The sequence below is a fragment of the Pseudomonas sp. zfem004 genome (assembly GCF_032621715.1).
GTDB lineage: Bacteria > Pseudomonadota > Gammaproteobacteria > Pseudomonadales > Pseudomonadaceae > Aquipseudomonas > Aquipseudomonas sichuanensis.
In genome coordinates, this window is sequence record NZ_JAVYJF010000013.1 from 81,135 (window position 1) to 97,179 (window position 16,045).

Consider the following 16,045-nt stretch of genomic DNA (forward strand, 5'->3'; position numbering starts at 1 on the left):
GGTCACGGGAGCGCCCCTGCATGACTCCGTTTCGTACCCTGTTGGCCATTGCCCTGTTCGGCGGCCTGCTGGCCCAGGCCAATGCGGCAACCTGGGTGGCCGGCCTGCACCGACTCACCCTGGCCGACCCGGTGGACCGCAGCCCCATGCAGGCCCTGGTGTTCTACCCCTCCAGCGGCGAGGCGCGGCCTGTGCGTATCGAGGGCTACCAGACTCGGGTTGCCCAGGACGCCCCCGTTGCAATGGGTCGCTTCCCTTTATTGGTGATCTCCCACGGCAATACTGGCAGCCCCATGGCCCTGCACGACCTGGCCAACGGCCTGGCACGCCAAGGCTTCGTGGTGGTGGCGGTGATCCATCCCGGCGACAACAGCCGCGATCGTAGCCGCCTAGGCACGCTCAGTAACCTCTATGGCCGGCCGCTGCAGGTCAGCGCCGCTATCACAGCTGCACGCGCCGATACACTGGTCGGCCCCTATTTGAATGACGGCAAGGTCGGGGTGATCGGCTATTCGGCCGGCGGCGAGACGGCGCTGATCCTGTCTGGCGCGCAACCCGATCTCGATCGCCTGCGCCGTTATTGCCAAGAGCGCCCGAACGACGCCGACGCCTGCAAGACCCATGGTGTGCTGATTGCAGACCACAGCGAGCTGGGGCCGCGGGCTGATGCGCGGGTAGGCGCTGTGATGCTGATGGCGCCCCTGAGCCTGATGTTCGGCCGCCACGCCTTGGCCGGGGTGCATGTGCCGGCGCTGATCTACAGCGGCGACTCGGACCAGTTGCTGGCCCTGGAGCACAATGCCGATGCCCTGGCGCGCAAGCTGCCGCAGACGCCGGACTACCGGTTGCTCGCTGGGGCCGGGCATTTCGTGTTCATGGCGCCGTGCGACGACGAGCAACACCAGCGCATGCCGGTATTGTGCAAGGACGCCGACGGCGTAGACCGCCGGCATATCCACCGTTCGCTGCGCAGCGAAACCACGGCCTTTTTCAGCCAGGCACTGGGCGCGCCCGAGCCTGCCGAGCGATCAGCCGCGCTGGGCGCGGCGGGCCAGCAGCAGCGTCAGGCCAACCCCTGACAAGGCGAGCAGGGCGGCGACGGCGAAGATCGAGGCGTAGCCCATCTGTATCGCCACCGCGCCCATCAGCGGGCCGGCAATGGCCAGCGCCAGGTCGAAGAACACCGCATAGGCACCCAGCCCGGCACCCCGGCTACTGCTGGGCACCTGCCTGATCGCCTCGACGCCCAGCGCCGGGTACACCAGCGACAGGCCGAAGCCGGTCAGCCCTGCGCCGACCATTGCCCACAGCGGTGAAGGTGCCTGCCACAGCAGTGTCAACCCCAGCACCTCGGTGGCCATGCAAGCAATCGCCACGTTGTAGCCACCGAAGCGGTTGACCGCGTTGACGAACAGCAGCCGCGAAACGATGAAACACAGGCCGAACGCGCTCAGGCACAATGCAGCGCCTTTCCAGCCGCGCTCCAGATAATAAAGGGTGACGAAGGTGGTCAGGGTGCCGTAGCCGATCGACGCCAGGGTCAAGCCCAGGCCGCAAGGCGCCACCCGGCCGAACGCCGACCAGAAGGGCAGGCGCTCGCCGCGCACTACCGTCACGTCCGGGCGTTTGCGCAGCGCCAGCAACGCGCCTATTGCCAGCACCAGCAGCGCCGGCCCCAGCACCCAGAAGCCCTGCATATCCACCAGCAGCACACCGACCGGCGCACCGATGGCGATGGCGCCGTAGGAGGCGATGCCGTTCCACGAGATCACTCGCGCGGTGTGCTCCGGCCCCACCTGGCCAATCCCCCAGCTCAAGGTCGCCACCCCGATCAAGCCTTGGGCGATGCCCAACAGCAGGCGCCCGCCGAGCAACAGCAGCAGGCTCAGCCAGGGCAGGGCGAGGGTCCAGGCCGAGAGCAGGGTGAGCACGCCGCAACCGGCGATGCCATACAAGCCGAAGCGAATCGCTCGCTTGCCGCCCAGAGTGTCGGCGACCCGCCCGGCAAAGGGTCGGCTCAGCAGCGTGGCGAGGTATTGCAGGCCGATAGTCAGGCCGGCGACCACTGCGCCGTAGCCGAGTTGGTCGTGGACATGGCTGGGCAGCACTGCGATCGGCAGGCCGATGCAGAGGAAGGCGATGAAGGTATAGAAAACGATGGCGAGGATTTGCAGGGTGATGCTAGAGGGGTTGCCGGGGGCGGGTTGTTGCACGGTCATGGGCACGTTCGCGGGTAGGCGGTTGGGCGTACCGGCATCATGGCCGTTGTGCGGGGGAAAAGAAAGCAGGCTAACGAATTATTCGTTGGGTGGTGCCATCCAGTTGGATTGCTGGTGGCTGCTTCGCGGGTAAACCCGCTCCCACAGGGTTTCGATTTACCTGTGGGAGCGGGTTTACCCGCGAAAGCGTCCTCCCAGGCGGTACAGACCGACCAGGAAGGCTCGATTACACCACCACGCCCTGGCTACGCAGGTAATCGTCGTAGGTGCCGCTGAAGTCCACGGTACCTTCAGGCGTCAGCTCGATGATGCGGGTGGCCAGCGACGATACGAACTCACGGTCGTGACTGACGAACAGCAGGGTGCCCGGGTAGTTTTCCAGCGCCAGGTTGAGCGCCTCGATCGATTCCATGTCCAGGTGGTTGGTCGGTTCGTCCATCACCAGCACGTTGGGCTTTTGCAGGATCAGCTTGCCGAACAGCATGCGGCCCTGTTCACCACCGGAGATCACCTTCACCGACTTGAGGATCTCGTCGTTGGAGAACAGCATGCGCCCGAGGGTGCCGCGGATCACCTGTTCACCGCTGGTCCACTGGCCCATCCAGTCGAACAGGCTCACGTCTTCTTCGAAGTCGTGGGCGTGGTCCTGGGCGTAGTAGCCCACTTCGGCGCTGTCGGTCCACTTAACCTCGCCCTTGTCCGGGGTCATTTCACCGACCAGGGTGCGCAGCAGGGTGGTCTTGCCGATGCCGTTGGGGCCGATGATCGCCACGCGCTCGCCGGCTTCGATGGTGAAGCTGAAGTCCTTGAACAGCACCTTGTCGTCGAAGGCCTTGGCCATTTTCTCGACGATCACGGCCTGGCGGTGCAGTTTCTTGTTCTGATCGAAGCGAATGAACGGGCTGACCCGGCTCGACGGCTTGACCTCGGCCAGCTGGATCTTGTCGATCTGCTTGGCCCGCGAGGTGGCCTGCTTGGCTTTCGAGGCGTTGGCCGAGAAGCGGCTGACGAAGCTCTGAAGTTCGGCGATCTGGGCTTTCTTCTTGGCGTTGTCCGACAGCAGCTGCTCGCGCGACTGGGTGGCGGCGGTCATGTACTCGTCGTAGTTGCCCGGGAACAGGCGCAGCTCACCGTAGTCCAGGTCGGCCATGTGGGTGCAGACGCTGTTGAGGAAGTGACGGTCGTGGGAAATGATGATCATGGTGCTGTTACGCGCCGTGAGGATCGTTTCCAGCCAGCGGATGGTATTGATGTCCAGGTGGTTGGTCGGCTCGTCCAGCAGTAGCACGTCCGGGTCCGAGAACAGCGCCTGGGCCAGCAGCACGCGCAGCTTCCAGCCCGGTGCCACTTCGCTCATCGGGCCGAAGTGCTGTTCCAGCGGAATACCCAGGCCCAGCAGCAGTTCGCCAGCGCGGGATTCGGCGGTGTAGCCGTCCATCTCGGCGAATTCGGTTTCCAGCTCGGCGACGGCCATGCCGTCTTCTTCGGTCATTTCTGCCAGCGAGTAGATGCGATCGCGCTCGGCCTTGACCTTCCACAGCTGCTCGTGGCCCATGATCACGGTGTCGATCACGGTGAATTCTTCGTAGGCGAACTGATCCTGGCGCAGTTTACCCAGGCGCGTGTTCGGCTCGAGCATCACCTGGCCGCCGGACGGATCCAGGTCACCGCCGAGGATCTTCATGAAGGTCGACTTGCCGCAGCCGTTGGCGCCGATCAGGCCGTAGCGGTTGCCGTTGTTGAATTTGACCGAGACGTTTTCGAACAGCGGCTTGGCGCCGAATTGCATGGTGATGTTAGCGGTAGAAATCAAGTGCTTGTCCTGCGGGGGTTCCAGAGGTGTATTTAGGCCCTCTCGTCAGTTTTGGGCCAATTCTGGGCCAATTCGACGCGGGGCGGCAGCTTCTCCAGCTCCCTCCAGTCCGAGGAGGAGCTGATCCATTTCGCGTAGGTAGAGAGCAACATCTCGACGCTATGGCCGAGCTGGTTCGCGATGAACGCTTTGGTTCATCCCAGCCATCAGGCACATGGTTACGTAGGTGTGGCGGGTGTCGTACTGCCGGCGTTCACGGATGTCCAGCGCCTTGGGCGCTGATTTGAAGTGGCGGATTGTAACACTTGGTTCGTTGATCCACAGCTGACTTTGAAGCTACCCGCCTCAAGTCGGCCTGGCATTGCGCCTGCCGTATGGCTTTGAGTGTTCGATCGTTCAGCAACGCCACCCGGTGATACGTTGTCTTCGTCCGGCCTGCAGGCTGGTGGTCAACGATGATGCGCTGGATTGTTGCTTTGCGCTGGGAGGCACAACGCTACTACGCCACGACCCAGGCTACCTACTGGCTTTCCGTCCAGGGTGGATGGGCGCATAGCCAACTGATAGGCTACTCGTTTTTCGATATCAAAATGCCATGAATACACGGATTGTTGCGGCGACGATCGCTGCGTTTAACCTTTTAGTAAGTCCATATGCAGCTGCTTGGTGGATGGAGGATGGTAGACCTCGGTATCTGGTATCCGAGATCAGATGGTGCGAAATCGTAGTAATGGATGCCGTCGACGTCATGGCGGCGAAGCAGTTCAAAGAGCCTCTTGCAGAGTACGACGGATCCCTCGGTGGATTAGGGGTTGGCTACAGATTTCGACTAGAAGAGAAGGCAAAGGAATACCCAGTTGGCGATACCCAAGACGAAAAAGCCAACATCCTTCGCAAGTTTGTAGAGGATTCAAGGGTTATGTGCTGGGGGGATCACAGGAAAATGGTTGCGCCCACCGAGCCTAAGCCAGGTCCATCCTTCCGTGGCTGAGCTTTTCACAAATAGCGCCGGGGTGGGGGGATGGCCGGATCCAGTTCCGGTATCAGCCCGTGCCTAATGGCATGAGCGGTGTACTGACTGACGGCAGGATTCATCAACACTGCACTTTTTCTAGAGATCATATTCTGGTTGTTTTTTTACTGGCTCGGCTGGCCAGTCGTTAAGATGGCCAGCCTGGGCCGGCTCCCGAAAAGCGATTGGCGAAGTGAGACCACCGAAAGAAATTGGGTATCAGGCGTTGGAATTGCGGTGTTTGCTTCCATCAGCATGTTGCTTTGGGGTCAGCTTTTTTGAAGATTGATCGGTCTGAAATGGATATTTCTGGTTAGGGAGAACGCTTATGTTTGCTGTCGGTATTGCGCTGCTTGCTGTTGGGCTGGGTACTTCGAACGCTGGCCTGTGGATACCGAGCGCCGCGCTCATGGTCGCCGGGGCCGTGAAGCGAGCACGTAGCTGATTCTCGGACTCAGTGAACTGGATCAACAACCGTGTCAAAGCTTCTTCCCAAGTTTTGGCTACAGCCTATAAGCGCCGCCCTAGCAGCGTCGCGTTATCGTTGAATAGGTAAAGGTGTTGGCGGGCAAGGCCGATCTAAGCTATTGCTCCGATCTCGGCCAATCCACTCAAAAGGAGCGTGAGATGAAGCGATTACTGCTGTCGGCTTTGCTGGTAGCGTCAGGCGCGGCTCAAGCTGGTATTCCACTGCTGAACGCAACATGCCCTGGTAAAATTGAAGTCCACGCGGACGAGGGCGGGCCGATCTACATCAATGGCAAAGAGGGCAAACTGAAGAAGTTCAACGAGAACTACTTCGAAGCCAAGGCCAGCGGAATAACCGTTTCGCTATCGATTAACCCGGACGGCTCTCCGAGCGTTGCCTATACCGGAAGGAACCGGGCCAATGGCATTTGCCAGGTGAAGGAGCAGGGTTCGTAAGGTCGCTGGCGGGCAGTGCAGGAGGGGCAGGAGATCGCTCCATTCTCACGGCCCTGAAAAAGCCCGCGTTTCGCGGGCTGTTCTCAGGCAGCGTCAGTTTGATTTGGCTGTCTTGATGTCACTGATGATTTTTTGCGAAATCGCTTCGGCCTGTTTTTTCGTCATGGCCGACATCACGCCTTCCCAGGCGGACGAAGACGTGTCGTATGTGCGAGTGCCGATCAGTTTTTGCGATTTCAGGTACGAGTATTCAGCACTCGAGTTGATCCACGCATTGCCCACCATGACACCGGCCCCATAGCGAGCTCCGGGAGTCAGGTATCGGAAGTTCGTGACATTGATTTTGACGCAGACGGCATCGTTGTCATCGGTCAGGGCTGCCTTTTCAGCGGCAAGGTTGAAGCCTGCGCGACTAGCCTCGGCGCGTAGCGCTTCATTCCACTCCTGTTTGAGGCGCAGCCAATCGTCGTTCTGCTGAACCTTGGTGTTCCCTTCGAGAGTGACGACCAGATTCTTTTTGGCGGGTTCTTGAATGACGAGCGTTTCGGTTCCGCTGCTCTTGACGGAGGCCGCGCAGCCGGTGAGCAGTAGAACCGCAGATGTGCAGGCGAGAAGGACGGTGGATCTGAAGCCTTTCATAGAATTTCCGTATTCCTAAAAATGAATGCGGCCGAAGCCTATAGCGGCGGTTTGGGCGTTTCAAGCTCGATAATGGGGGGCGGTTGACTGCACGCCCCGCTGACGTCGATCAATGGCAACGGCAATGCCCGCCAGCACTATTGCCAGGGTGTAGGCCAGAAGGCCCAGGTTGACCCCCATGATCATTTTCTCGGAACCGTCGCTGAGCACCATCGACCCGCCGTAGCCGTCCCGCAGCCAATAGGCCAGCAGGAAGCCGCCCGTAACGAACAGGGTCAACAAGCTCGCCAGCCGCAGATCGTTCCTGCCCCAGACCAGCCACACGCTGAAGGCACCCAGCGCGGTATTGGTGAACAGCTGCCAGGTCTCGTGCAGCCGGGCGTGTGGCGCCCAGGCCTGGTTGAACACGTGGGTATCGTTGATTTCAAGAATCGGCACCACGACCGCATAGAAGACGATACCCACCGTCACCAAAAGCTTCGACAACATCGGCAACCTCCTTGTCAGTGAACTGGCCGCTGCCAGCGCCCCGCACTGTAGCGGCCAGTTGCCCGGGCATCCAGCTACGATCTGGCCAAAGTCTCGGTACGCGAGGGCATGACGCCGGTGTGCGGTGGTGTCCTCAGCTGAATCTCGGTGTCCAGGCTTGGCAACCATCGCGCACATGCGCCGACTGCGGCGGTAAAAGGGGCGGCTTCCAGTCCACTCGGCGGCAGGTGCACATGCAGTTGATGACGGCGCTGCTGGATGAGCTTGTTGATGCGCTTCATGGCGGCACACCTCGATTGGCCTGTTCAACGTCGGGTGAGAAGGCCCGAGCATCAGTAGGCGCCTGTTTGCGCTCGCTGTGGCCCAGGGCCGACCAGCGGATCCGGCCAGCGGCCGCGACATGCGCGCAACGCCTGGCCTCCATAGCGAACCGGCATAACGGGCCGGTGGCGCCGGGGCTAACCTTTGAAATCGTAAGCTGACTATTAAAAAGGGTGGTTGCTGTCCGTCACTGTCCAGGGTTTCCTGATGGGGTGATCGGAGGTTGTATGAAGCGCTCGATGAGACCCCTGGTGGCGCTGGCTGCCGGGCTGCTGCTGGCAGGTTGTGCCCATGACCCTGACCTGCGGGCAGGCCACGACAATACCTTTGGCTCCACCGCGAAAAGCCCGCCTGACTACCTGCGCTGCGTGAAATCCGAACTGCCCGACTCGGCGAAGACCTACACGGTGCAGAATCAGGACGCCCTCGAGCTATTCGTCGAGAGCACCGACCCAAGCAAGGCCGATGGCCTGGTCAAGGTCACAGGTTCCGGCGGGCAGCATCAATACTCCGCCTACCAGCGTGATGCCTGGTACGACCATGGGCGTTTGCTCGATGCCGCGCAGATGTGCGCGCGGACCTAGGGCCGGGCTCGCCCGGGGGCATGGCAAGAAAGCGGATGCGCACAAGCGGTGCGCTGGGTACAGTGCGAAGACCCTGACCTGACCGGAGCCTGCCATGCCCTGCGCCTTTACCCTGATGCATTCGCCCGTCGGCACGCTGACGCTGGTGGCCCGCGGTGCGTGTCTGGCGGCGGTACTGTGGGAAGAGGAGCGGGCCAACCGGGTACGCCTGGGCGAGCTGCAGCGCGATGACCAGCACCCGGTCTTGCGTGAAACGGCCCGCCAGCTCGGTGAATACTTCGCCGGTCAGCGCCGCACCTTCGACCTGGCGCTGGATTTTGCCGGCACCGAGTTCCAGCGCCAGGTGTGGGCGGCGTTGTTGAGCATCCCCTTCGGCGAGACCCGCAGCTACAGCGATATCGCCCGGCAGATCGGCAACCCCGACGCAGTGCGGGCGGTGGGGGCGGCCAACGGGCGTAATCCGATCTCGATCATCGCCCCGTGCCATCGGGTAATTGGCGCTTCGGGGAGCCTGACGGGCTTCGCCGGCGGCTTGCCGGCCAAGCAGTACCTGCTGGCATTGGAAGGGCGCCAGAGCCTGGCGCTGGATTTCCAGTAACCGCCGTCAACTCAGCCAGGCACACAGCAACGCCAGCAACAGGGCCAACAGGCTGCCGCTGAACAAGGCGTAGTGGCGGTGAGCGCGCCGGGCATGCTGCTCGACTTCACGCAGGTACTGGCCTGGCGGCGGTGCGTCCGGGCGATGACGCAGGTCTTCGGCGATGTTTGCCAGCCCGCCCTGGATCAGCAGCCCCACCAGGTAGTAGCTGGTGGCATAGCTGGCCAGCGTCAGCAACAGATACTTCATGCCGCGGGTACTTCGGGTGTGGCGCGGGTGTTCACGACGGCATCCATCCTTGGCATCGGTTCGGACGCGCAGGATACTATCGGGCAGATCGCCTTCGCCAGCAGGAAGGTGCCGATTCCAAGGACGGAATACCCAGATGACTTATACCGCGACCATTCCAGGCGACTCGTTGATCAGCGCCCACGCCGCTCAGGCCGGGTTCCGCCATTGCCGGGCGATCAGCCTGGCGCAACCGGCACAACCGGCCATGGTGTTGTTCCTGCGGCTGATGGCCGGCATGCCCGGCTGGATCGATGCATTGATGGTGCTGCGCAACCGCCTGGTGGCGCTGGTCGGCCTCAAGGACCTGGGCCGGCTCACGGCCATCGACCCCGCACGCCCGGCCAGCAACTATCAACCCGGCGAGCGCGTGGGCATCTTTACCTTGCTGGCCAATACCGAGGACGAAGTGCTGCTGGTCGACCGCGACCGCCACCTGGATGTGTACATTGCGCTGACCCGCCGCCCGGCAGCCGACGGACAGTACCAGGTGCTGGTGAGCACCGTGGTGTGCACCCACAACCTGCTGGGCCGGTTGTACATGTTGCCGGTGGCGCCGTTTCACCGGCTGATTGCACCGATCGCCCTGCGCCGCCTGCGTGGTTGAGGTTCAGGCGTGCGGCTGCGGGGCAAAGCGCTGGCGGAACCAGTCGGTCAGCATGGCCTTCTCGGCATACAGCCGGTCGCTGCTGCCTTGGCGCCCCGGGCGGCTCAGGTACATCTTGTCACTGAGGTGCTCGGCCGCTTGGCGCGCTGGCTGGCCGGGCTGGTTCAGGGTGTAGCTGAGGTCGATGCTCGGCCAGGTGATCTCGCGCATGAAGCGCACATCGTAGGCCTGGCTGTGCCAGGGCTCGTAACGCCCGGCCAGGTCGATGTCGCGGATGTCGATCACCAGTTGCTGGCCCGGTTGCAGGTAACGCTGGCCGAGCTTGCGCAAATGTTCGGTCAACGCCTTGATCACCTGCGGGTCGGCGCCACGCTCATAGCCTTGGCCGTCGAGGCTGGCGTCGCGGAAGTTTTCCGGGTGCTCGAAACGCACCTCGACCTGGGCGGTCGGGGTGCCCTGTGCCATGCTGTCAAATGCCAGCACCATCAGTACGGCACAGGCCAGGGCGGTACGCATGATGCACCTCCGGGTGTGGATGGCTTGCCCGACCATTTTACGCCGGTGCCGAGGCCGTAGCAGAGGAACGATGCAATGAGCCGCTTCAGGCGGATAGCCGTCAACACCCGCGGGCGCGACCTGGCCGTGGGGGATATCCACGGGCACTTCCAGCGCTTGCAAGAGTGCCTGGATGGCGTCGGCTTCAACCCGGCGGTCGACCGCCTGTTCAGCGTCGGCGACCTGGTCGACCGCGGGCCGCACAGTGCCCAGGCTCTCGCTTGGCTGAGCCAGCCCTGGTTCCACGCGGTGCAGGGTAACCACGAAAGCCTGGCGATCAATTACCTGCGCGGTGGCCGCCTTGACCTGGACATGTACCGCGCGGCGGGGGGGGGGTGGTTTCTCGACTTGCCAGAAGATCAGCAACGGCCTTTTGTCGATGCGTTCCTCGAAATGCCTATCGCTCTGGAAGTGCAGACCCATGACGGACTGGTCGGCCTGCTGCACGCCGACAGCCCCTTCGCGCGATGGGAGGATCTGCGCGTGAGCCTGCTGGATGACGACGATCCGCGCATACGTGAAGTCTGCCAATGGTCACGGCGGCGCCTAAGGGAAGGCGACGAAGCCAGGGTCGAAGGGCTGCGTGCGCTGCTGGTCGGGCACACGCCGCTGCTCAAGGTCAAGGTGCTGGGCAATGTCTGGCACCTGGATACCGGCGGTTGGAGCAGTGGCTGCTTCAGTTTGCTGGACCTTGCCACGCTTGAGCTGGTCAGCCCCATGCCAGATGAACCAGCACAGCGACAGCCAGGGCAATCAGTATCACCCCCGAAGCCCGTTCCAGCCAGGGCAGGGCTTGGGCAAAGCGGCGCAGTACCCGACGACTGCCAATAGCCAGCGCCACCAGCAGGTCCCAGGCCAGCACCGCAGTGAACATCCAGCCGGCGTACAGCCCTTTGAGCACGACGTTGCTGCTGCCGATCATGCTCGCCAGGCTGGCATAGAACAGCGCGTTCTTCGGGTTGAGGATGCCTGAGGCGAAGCCCATGCCCAAACTGCCCAGCCAACCCCTGGCAGCCTGCCCGGTGGCCGTTGCGGCAGGCGTCAGGCTGCTGTGCCCGGCATGGCGCAAGAACAAGGCACCGATGTACAGCAGGTAGGCGCAACCGGCCAGTTGCAGGGCCACGAACATCGCACTGCCCGCGTGCAGCACCGCCACCCCGGCGAACGCTGCGCCGATGAATACGCCGTTGGCGAGGGCGATGCCCAGGCAGGCGCCACTGGCCACCCGCCAACCTGCGCTGGCCGAGGTGCGGGCCACCAGGAAAAAGTCCGGGCCAGGCGAGAGCAGGGCAAGAAAATGGGCGGTGGCGACGAGCAGGAACTGTTCCATCAAGCGGGTTTCCGAGTGGGAAAACCACAGTCTGTTCAGCTACCGGCCGGGTGTATTGAAGATTATTGCAAGCCGCCACGGTAGGCCCCGGGCGTCACCCCGGCATGGGCCTTGAACACCCGCTGGAAGTGGCTCTGGTCGGCGAACCCCAGCCGATAGGCAACCTGCGCCAGCGCACAGCCCTGACGCAGCAGCATCCGCGCCTGGTTGACCCGGGCATTGAGCAGGTAACTGTGCGGGGTCATCCCGGTGGCCGCGGCGAACGCGCGGATCAGTTGATAGCGACCCAGCCCGGCCTGCCGGGCCAGGCGGTCGAGGCTGAGTTCGGCCAACGCCTGCTCGTCGAGGCAGGCGACCAGCTCACCCAGCACTGAAGGGGCCAGCGCAGGCGCCGGTGGCAAGGTGGGCAGGGTGCTGAAGTCATGGTCGCCAATGAATGCCACCAGCGCAGCTTCCTTCTCCAGTGGCGAAACCTTCGAGAACAGCAGGTCGTTCAACGCGCAGAACTGCCGGTACAGACCCGGCGAGCGGGTGATGCGCGCCGGCGCCAGCGGCTCACCCGCCGCCACACCGGACTCCAGGCGCAGGCAGCGCAGCCAGTCGGCGTCCAGGTGCAGCATCTGGTAGCTCCAGGCCTTGCCGGGTTCGGGGTTGCAGGCGTGCACCCGTTGCGCCGGCACCAGCACCAGGGTGCCGGGCGTCAGCCGCACCACGCCTTGGCCTGCGCCAGTGAAGTGGCTGTAGCCGGCATCCACCGCGCCGATGGAGAAGCTTGGGTGGCTGTGCGCCTTGTAACAGGCGCGGCTATGGCAGGCGCGGCGGCTTTCGACGAAGGGCAGCGCCGGGTCATGCCAGATTTCACTGCGGGGCGAGGGCATGGCAGGCCGCCTGGTGGTCACGTGGGAGCAGGCAGTCTAATCACTGCTGACTGTTCCGGCCATTCGCCTGATCACTGTGCTTGACGTGCGGGCAGGCCGGGCGCGACCCTGCTGCGGTCCTTGAAGGAGAACAAGAATGGACCTGTCGAGCCTGCTGCTGTTCATCCCCGCCTGTTTCGCCCTGAACATGGCGCCGGGGCCCAACAACCTGTTGTCGCTGCACAATGCCAGCCGCTATGGCCTGCGCACCGCCTGCGTGGCCGGGGCCGGTCGGCTGCTGGCGTTCAGCGGCATGATCGCCCTGGCGGCCATGGGCCTGGCGGTGGTGCTGCATACCAGCGAATACCTGTTCCTGGCGATCAAGGTGCTGGGTGCCGGCTACCTGTTCTATATCGCCTGGCAGCTGTGGCGCGCGCCGGTGGGCGAGGCGCGGGTGGCGGGCGAGCAGCCGCGCGGTACCTGGAAGCTGGCACGCCAGGAGTTCTGGGTGGCCGCCGGCAACCCCAAGGCGATCCTGATCTTCACCGCCTTCCTGCCGCAGTTCGTCACGGTGGGCGGCAACATGCCGGTGAGCGAGCAGTTCTTGCAGCTGGGTGTGCTGTTCCTGCTGCTTGAGTGGGCGGCCATCGCCATCTATGCCGGGCTCGGCGCTTATCTGCAGCGCTGGTTCGAACGCCCCGGGCCACGGCGCGTGTTCAACCGAGTCAGCGCTTCGCTGCTGGGTTGTGCGGGGCTGGGGTTGCTGGCGGCGCGACGCTAGGTTTTGTGCAAAAAGCATGGTCATCCAATGTTGTGGGAGCGGGCTTGCCCCGCGATCTGCCGCAACTCGGCAGCAGAGCCTGAATATGCGGCACGTTTGACAATATTTGATATCGGGTAAAGGAGCGTTTCACGCTCCATCGCGGGGCAGGCCCACTCCCACGAAACTTTTCGTACAGAGCCTAGAACTGCCAGCGCAGGCCCAGGTTCACACCGCTGGCCTGCTGCTGGCGGCTGTCGAGGTTGGTGCTGTATTGCAGGCCTGCATGCAGGCTCAGCGCCGGACCCAGGCGTGCCGCCAGCCCGCCTTCGAGTTGCAGCGCGGTGTAGCGGTAGTCGGTGTCTATCCGGTCCACGCCGTTGAAGGTCAAGGTGTCGGCGCCGCCGTCGGCATGCCACAGGTTGACCTGGGCAAAGGGCTGCAGCAGCACCCTGTCTGTGGCCGGGAACATCCCCTCCAGGCGCAGGCCAAGGCGCCCGAGCCATTCCACCTGGGCGTCATGAGCGACCCGCGAGGCCCGGTCGCTGGCGCTGTCCAGGCTCACCCGCTGGGCGATCAGCTGAGCTTGGGGCTCCAGGCTCCACTGCGCGGTCAGCGCCAAGGGGTAGCCGCCTTCCACGGAGGCGGCCCATGCGTGGCCATCGAGGTCGAGCCTGTCGCCACGGTCGGAACGGGCACGGCCATCGAGGTGGGTGTACTGCAGCACCGCGTCCACATAGCCCTGGGCCGGCCCCACCCAGGTCCAGTAAGCGCCCAGGCTGTCGCCCTTGAGTTCAAGGTTGCCCACCGGGCTGTCTTCGCGGCCGAGGGCGAAGCCGCGTACATCGCCATCCAGGCGGCCATGGCTCAGGTACAGGCCAGCGTGCTGGCGATGGCCGTCGTCCGTGGCGCGGACATAAAGGTCCTGGCCCACCTTGAAGCCATATAGGTTGCCGTCCAGGGTCGGGGTCACAGTGCCGCTCCATTGCTGACGAAGGGTGCTGCCGTAGGCTTGGCCCCAGGTCGCAGGCGGCGTAGCTGCGGCGTCGAGCCACTGCTGATCACCCTGGCGCTGCTGAAAGGTGCCCAAGGCCTGGCGCACGACGATCGCGGCACTGCGCGGTGCGGCTGCGTAAACCGCCACCTCCGGGCGGTACAGGGGGATGACCCGCCCGGCCACCGGGGCGGGCAACGCGGCCTGGCCAGGGGCGGGCGCGGCTACCGGCGGCGTGCTCGGCGGGTCCACGCCAGGTGCCGGGGCAGGGGGCGCGACCAGGGTCGAGCGCAGGTACCAGTTGTTCTCGCTGCCGGCGGTGATGCCTCCCTTGAACAGGCGGTAGTCATAGGCGCCGGCCGACAAGGTCTGGGTCTGGATGAAGGCGTTGGCATTGCCGGTGGCGCCGTCGCGGGCCTCGACCACCTGGATGCCATTGCCTTGGGTGGCCGCGCCTGTGCCACCGAGGTTGCTGACCGAAAGCGCGGTCGAGCCGCTGATGCCACCCTGGCTGATCACCAGCCGGTCCGAGGCGGCGCCGTCCTGGCCGAGCACGCTGTTCAGGCGCAGCACGCCGTTGTCGCCGTTGTAGTCGCCGATCACCAGTAGCCGGCCAGCGCCATCGTTGCCTGCGCTCAAGTCGATGGTGCCGGCGTTGTTCAGCCCCACACGCTGGCCATTGGCAAAGGCCGCGACCGTGCCTTGACGCGAAGCCAGGGTGCTACCAGCAGCAATCTGCAGGGTGCCGGTGATAGTATCGGCATCCCCGAGCCGCAGCGTGTCGTCGAGCTCGAAACGGCTGCCGCCGGCAAGCTCGATCCGTTCCCAGTTGAGGTAGGGGGCGCCCCCTCTCGGCTGGCTGGCGATGAAGGTCAAGGCATCGCTGCCACTGCCAGCGTCGAGCGGGATGACCAGGGCGTCACTGGCCAAACCCTCGAGCTGCGCCGTGTCGTTGCCAGGGCCCATGTCCACCTGCGTGCCGATCCGCCCGCCGGTCCAGCTGAAGCGGTCGTTACCGGTGCTCATCAGCACACTGCCTGCAACCTGGCCGCCGTGGATCAGCACCTGGTCATCGCCGCCGCTGACGCTGATATTGCCGCCCACGCTGCCGCTGAAAACTTCCACAAAGTCCTTGTCGAAGCCGGTGACGATATTCCGGTCGATGCTGCCAGCGCGCAGGATGAAGGTGTTCTCGTCCAGGCGCATGTTGACGCTGCCGATCCGCCCGCCGTCCATCTGGGCGAAGTCACCGCTGTCGTAATTGCCCTTGATCCAGCCGCCGGTCATTTGAAAGCGGTCCAGGCCATCGCCTTGATTGAGGTCGCCCTCGATGATGCCGCCGCTCATGGTGAAGGTATCGATACCGGCGCCCTGGTTGACGTCGCCGCCGATTGAGCCCGAGGCAATGTCGATGGCGTCCTGGCCGGCACCGAAGGTCACGTTGCCGCTGATCGTGCCGCTGCCGCCGGCGGGTAGCAGCAGGCTGTTGTTGCCGCCGGTGTCGAGCAGTGAAGCGGCGCTGCCGCTGTCGCAGACATGGCTGTCATTGCCTGGCCCTGGGCTGAAGCTGCAGGCTGCGTGGGCCTGGGCAAGCAGCAACAGGGGCAAGGGCGCCAGTGCCAGCAACAGACGCATGTGCATCGCCAGGGCCTCCGTTATGCACAGAGCCCGCACCGCGCAAGCGCGATGTGCGGGATTACCCGCGATGTACTGCGTTCAGAAGGAGGGGCACAACTGGCAAAACTGTCAGGCGGCCAAGGGCCACCATCGGCTCAGTCGCGGTAGAACGTCTGCACCAGGTGGTAGCCGAACTTGCTCTTGATCGGCCCGTGCACCACCCGCAAGGGCTTCTTGAAGATCACCTGGTCGATGGCGCCAACCAGTTGCCCCGGGCGTACTTCGCCCAGGTCGCCGCCACGCTTGCCGGAGGGGCAGGTGGAGAATTTCTTCGCCAGTACGTCGAAGGCTTCGCCATTGGCGATGCGCTGCTTGAGCTTCTCGGCTTCGTCAGCGGTCTTGACCAGGATATGGCGGGCTTGGGCTTTCATGGAGATA

The 16,045-nt window shown here is 63.8% G+C and carries 18 protein-coding genes and 2 pseudogenes; 8 read left to right on the plus strand and 12 right to left on the minus strand.

Translation table 11 applies throughout. The annotated features are described in order from the left end of the window. Positions 1–20: 20 nt before the first annotated feature. Complete coding sequence (locus tag RTH46_RS15520; protein WP_316906044.1) at positions 21–1,079, plus strand: dienelactone hydrolase family protein; 1,059 nt, start codon at positions 21–23, stop codon at positions 1,077–1,079. Here RTH46_RS15520 and RTH46_RS15525 read toward each other — a convergent pair. The 3 genes and pseudogenes from RTH46_RS15525 to RTH46_RS15535 all read right to left on the minus strand — a co-directional run bounded on the left by RTH46_RS15525 (position 1,029) and on the right by RTH46_RS15535 (position 4,441). Continuing rightward, complete coding sequence (locus RTH46_RS15525; RefSeq protein WP_316906045.1) at positions 1,029–2,219, minus strand: MFS transporter; 1,191 nt, start codon at positions 2,217–2,219, stop codon at positions 1,029–1,031. The genes RTH46_RS15520 and RTH46_RS15525 overlap by 51 nt on opposite strands. A gap of 226 nt (positions 2,220–2,445) precedes the next feature. Further along, complete coding sequence (locus RTH46_RS15530; RefSeq protein WP_153787016.1) at positions 2,446–4,032, minus strand: ABC-F family ATPase; 1,587 nt, start codon at positions 4,030–4,032, stop codon at positions 2,446–2,448. A gap of 32 nt (positions 4,033–4,064) precedes the next feature. Next, positions 4,065–4,441: pseudogene (locus RTH46_RS15535) on the minus strand (integrase). 321 nt (positions 4,442–4,762) lie between these two features. Between RTH46_RS15535 and RTH46_RS15540 the strand changes: the two are divergent. Then, positions 4,763–5,023 (plus strand): hypothetical protein, encoded by a 261-nt coding sequence (locus RTH46_RS15540; protein WP_153787017.1) that lies wholly within the window; start codon positions 4,763–4,765, stop codon positions 5,021–5,023. A gap of 648 nt (positions 5,024–5,671) precedes the next feature. Beyond that, on the plus strand, positions 5,672–5,968 hold the full coding sequence (locus RTH46_RS15545) for a hypothetical protein (protein ID WP_279846488.1): 297 nt from the start codon (positions 5,672–5,674) through the stop codon (positions 5,966–5,968). Positions 5,969–6,061: 93 nt separating this feature from the next. Here RTH46_RS15545 and RTH46_RS15550 read toward each other — a convergent pair whose 3' ends face one another. From RTH46_RS15550 to RTH46_RS15560, 3 genes are all read right to left on the minus strand, one after another. Beyond that, positions 6,062–6,607: a DUF4410 domain-containing protein gene (locus RTH46_RS15550; protein ID WP_153787020.1), complete on the minus strand. Its 546-nt coding sequence runs from the start codon at positions 6,605–6,607 to the stop codon at positions 6,062–6,064. A 60-nt stretch (positions 6,608–6,667) separates the two neighbouring features. After that, the gene (locus tag RTH46_RS15555) at positions 6,668–7,096 is read right to left on the minus strand and encodes a hypothetical protein (RefSeq protein WP_153787021.1); all 429 of its coding nucleotides are present in this window, start codon (positions 7,094–7,096) and stop codon (positions 6,668–6,670) included. Between the two features lie 74 nt (positions 7,097–7,170). Then, positions 7,171–7,377 carry a hypothetical protein gene (locus RTH46_RS15560; RefSeq protein WP_153787022.1) on the minus strand — a complete coding sequence of 69 codons (207 nt, stop codon included), beginning with the start codon at positions 7,375–7,377 and terminating at the stop codon, positions 7,171–7,173. 279 nt (positions 7,378–7,656) lie between these two features. On the opposite strand from RTH46_RS15560, the gene RTH46_RS15565 reads away from it, so the two are divergent. Together RTH46_RS15565 and RTH46_RS15570 are read left to right on the plus strand one after the other, a co-directional pair. After that, complete coding sequence (locus RTH46_RS15565; protein ID WP_256671361.1) at positions 7,657–8,001, plus strand: hypothetical protein; 345 nt, start codon at positions 7,657–7,659, stop codon at positions 7,999–8,001. Between the two features lie 94 nt (positions 8,002–8,095). Beyond that, positions 8,096–8,599: a methylated-DNA--[protein]-cysteine S-methyltransferase gene (locus tag RTH46_RS15570; RefSeq protein WP_153787024.1), complete on the plus strand. Its 504-nt coding sequence runs from the start codon at positions 8,096–8,098 to the stop codon at positions 8,597–8,599. Positions 8,600–8,605: 6 nt separating this feature from the next. Here the strand turns inward: RTH46_RS15570 and RTH46_RS15575 are convergent, their stop codons facing one another. After that, the gene (locus tag RTH46_RS15575; protein ID WP_125464155.1) at positions 8,606–8,848 is read right to left on the minus strand and encodes a hypothetical protein; all 243 of its coding nucleotides are present in this window, start codon (positions 8,846–8,848) and stop codon (positions 8,606–8,608) included. Between the two features lie 136 nt (positions 8,849–8,984). Between RTH46_RS15575 and RTH46_RS15580 the strand changes: the two genes are divergently transcribed. Beyond that, on the plus strand, positions 8,985–9,494 hold the full coding sequence (locus RTH46_RS15580) for a DUF2867 domain-containing protein (protein ID WP_316906046.1): 510 nt from the start codon (positions 8,985–8,987) through the stop codon (positions 9,492–9,494). Between the two features lie 3 nt (positions 9,495–9,497). Here RTH46_RS15580 and RTH46_RS15585 read toward each other — a convergent pair whose 3' ends face one another. After that, on the minus strand, positions 9,498–10,010 hold the full coding sequence (locus RTH46_RS15585) for a DUF3016 domain-containing protein (RefSeq protein WP_316906047.1): 513 nt from the start codon (positions 10,008–10,010) through the stop codon (positions 9,498–9,500). Positions 10,011–10,085: 75 nt separating this feature from the next. On the opposite strand from RTH46_RS15585, the pseudogene RTH46_RS15590 reads away from it, so the two are divergent. Then, positions 10,086–10,652, plus strand: a pseudogene (locus RTH46_RS15590) (metallophosphoesterase); the annotation flags it as partial. A gap of 106 nt (positions 10,653–10,758) precedes the next feature. Here RTH46_RS15590 and RTH46_RS15595 read toward each other — a convergent pair. Both RTH46_RS15595 and RTH46_RS15600 read right to left on the minus strand, forming a co-directional pair. Beyond that, positions 10,759–11,379, minus strand: a complete 621-nt coding sequence (locus RTH46_RS15595) for a LysE family translocator (RefSeq protein WP_316906048.1) — start codon at positions 11,377–11,379, stop codon at positions 10,759–10,761. 62 nt (positions 11,380–11,441) lie between these two features. Next, positions 11,442–12,257, minus strand: coding sequence for an AraC family transcriptional regulator (locus RTH46_RS15600; RefSeq protein ID WP_316906049.1), 816 nt, complete (start codon positions 12,255–12,257; stop codon positions 11,442–11,444). 136 nt (positions 12,258–12,393) lie between these two features. On the opposite strand from RTH46_RS15600, the gene RTH46_RS15605 reads away from it, so the two are divergent. After that, on the plus strand, positions 12,394–13,017 hold the full coding sequence (locus tag RTH46_RS15605; protein WP_279846495.1) for a LysE family translocator: 624 nt from the start codon (positions 12,394–12,396) through the stop codon (positions 13,015–13,017). A 181-nt stretch (positions 13,018–13,198) separates the two neighbouring features. On the opposite strand, the gene RTH46_RS15610 is transcribed toward RTH46_RS15605, so the two are convergent. Together RTH46_RS15610 and RTH46_RS15615 are read right to left on the minus strand one after the other, a co-directional pair. Next, positions 13,199–15,631: an autotransporter outer membrane beta-barrel domain-containing protein gene (locus RTH46_RS15610; RefSeq protein WP_316906050.1), complete on the minus strand. Its 2,433-nt coding sequence runs from the start codon at positions 15,629–15,631 to the stop codon at positions 13,199–13,201. Positions 15,632–15,762: 131 nt separating this feature from the next. Further along, entirely contained in the window at positions 15,763–16,038 is a 276-nt protein-coding gene (locus RTH46_RS15615; RefSeq protein WP_008095636.1) for a peptidylprolyl isomerase, read from the minus strand. Positions 16,039–16,045: the final 7 nt, after the last annotated feature.

Excerpts from the sequence above, each read along its gene's own strand:
- RTH46_RS15520 (WP_316906044.1), top strand. The coding sequence starts at position 21 with ATGACTCCGTTTCGTACCCTGTTGGCCATTGCCCTGTTCGGCGGCCTG.
- RTH46_RS15525 (WP_316906045.1), bottom strand. The coding sequence starts at position 2,219 with ATGACCGTGCAACAACCCGCCCCCGGCAACCCCTCTAGCATCACCCTG.
- RTH46_RS15540 (WP_153787017.1), top strand. The coding sequence starts at position 4,763 with ATGGATGCCGTCGACGTCATGGCGGCGAAGCAGTTCAAAGAGCCTCTT.
- RTH46_RS15545 (WP_279846488.1), top strand. The coding sequence starts at position 5,672 with ATGAAGCGATTACTGCTGTCGGCTTTGCTGGTAGCGTCAGGCGCGGCT.
- RTH46_RS15550 (WP_153787020.1), bottom strand. The coding sequence starts at position 6,607 with ATGAAAGGCTTCAGATCCACCGTCCTTCTCGCCTGCACATCTGCGGTT.
- RTH46_RS15555 (WP_153787021.1), bottom strand. The coding sequence starts at position 7,096 with ATGTTGTCGAAGCTTTTGGTGACGGTGGGTATCGTCTTCTATGCGGTC.
- RTH46_RS15560 (WP_153787022.1), bottom strand. The coding sequence starts at position 7,377 with ATGAAGCGCATCAACAAGCTCATCCAGCAGCGCCGTCATCAACTGCAT.
- RTH46_RS15565 (WP_256671361.1), top strand. The coding sequence starts at position 7,657 with ATGAGACCCCTGGTGGCGCTGGCTGCCGGGCTGCTGCTGGCAGGTTGT.
- RTH46_RS15570 (WP_153787024.1), top strand. The coding sequence starts at position 8,096 with ATGCCCTGCGCCTTTACCCTGATGCATTCGCCCGTCGGCACGCTGACG.
- RTH46_RS15575 (WP_125464155.1), bottom strand. The coding sequence starts at position 8,848 with ATGAAGTATCTGTTGCTGACGCTGGCCAGCTATGCCACCAGCTACTAC.
- RTH46_RS15580 (WP_316906046.1), top strand. The coding sequence starts at position 8,985 with ATGACTTATACCGCGACCATTCCAGGCGACTCGTTGATCAGCGCCCAC.
- RTH46_RS15585 (WP_316906047.1), bottom strand. The coding sequence starts at position 10,010 with ATGCGTACCGCCCTGGCCTGTGCCGTACTGATGGTGCTGGCATTTGAC.
- RTH46_RS15595 (WP_316906048.1), bottom strand. The coding sequence starts at position 11,379 with ATGGAACAGTTCCTGCTCGTCGCCACCGCCCATTTTCTTGCCCTGCTC.
- RTH46_RS15600 (WP_316906049.1), bottom strand. The coding sequence starts at position 12,257 with ATGCCCTCGCCCCGCAGTGAAATCTGGCATGACCCGGCGCTGCCCTTC.
- RTH46_RS15605 (WP_279846495.1), top strand. The coding sequence starts at position 12,394 with ATGGACCTGTCGAGCCTGCTGCTGTTCATCCCCGCCTGTTTCGCCCTG.
- RTH46_RS15610 (WP_316906050.1), bottom strand. The coding sequence starts at position 15,631 with ATGCACATGCGTCTGTTGCTGGCACTGGCGCCCTTGCCCCTGTTGCTG.
- RTH46_RS15615 (WP_008095636.1), bottom strand. The coding sequence starts at position 16,038 with ATGAAAGCCCAAGCCCGCCATATCCTGGTCAAGACCGCTGACGAAGCC.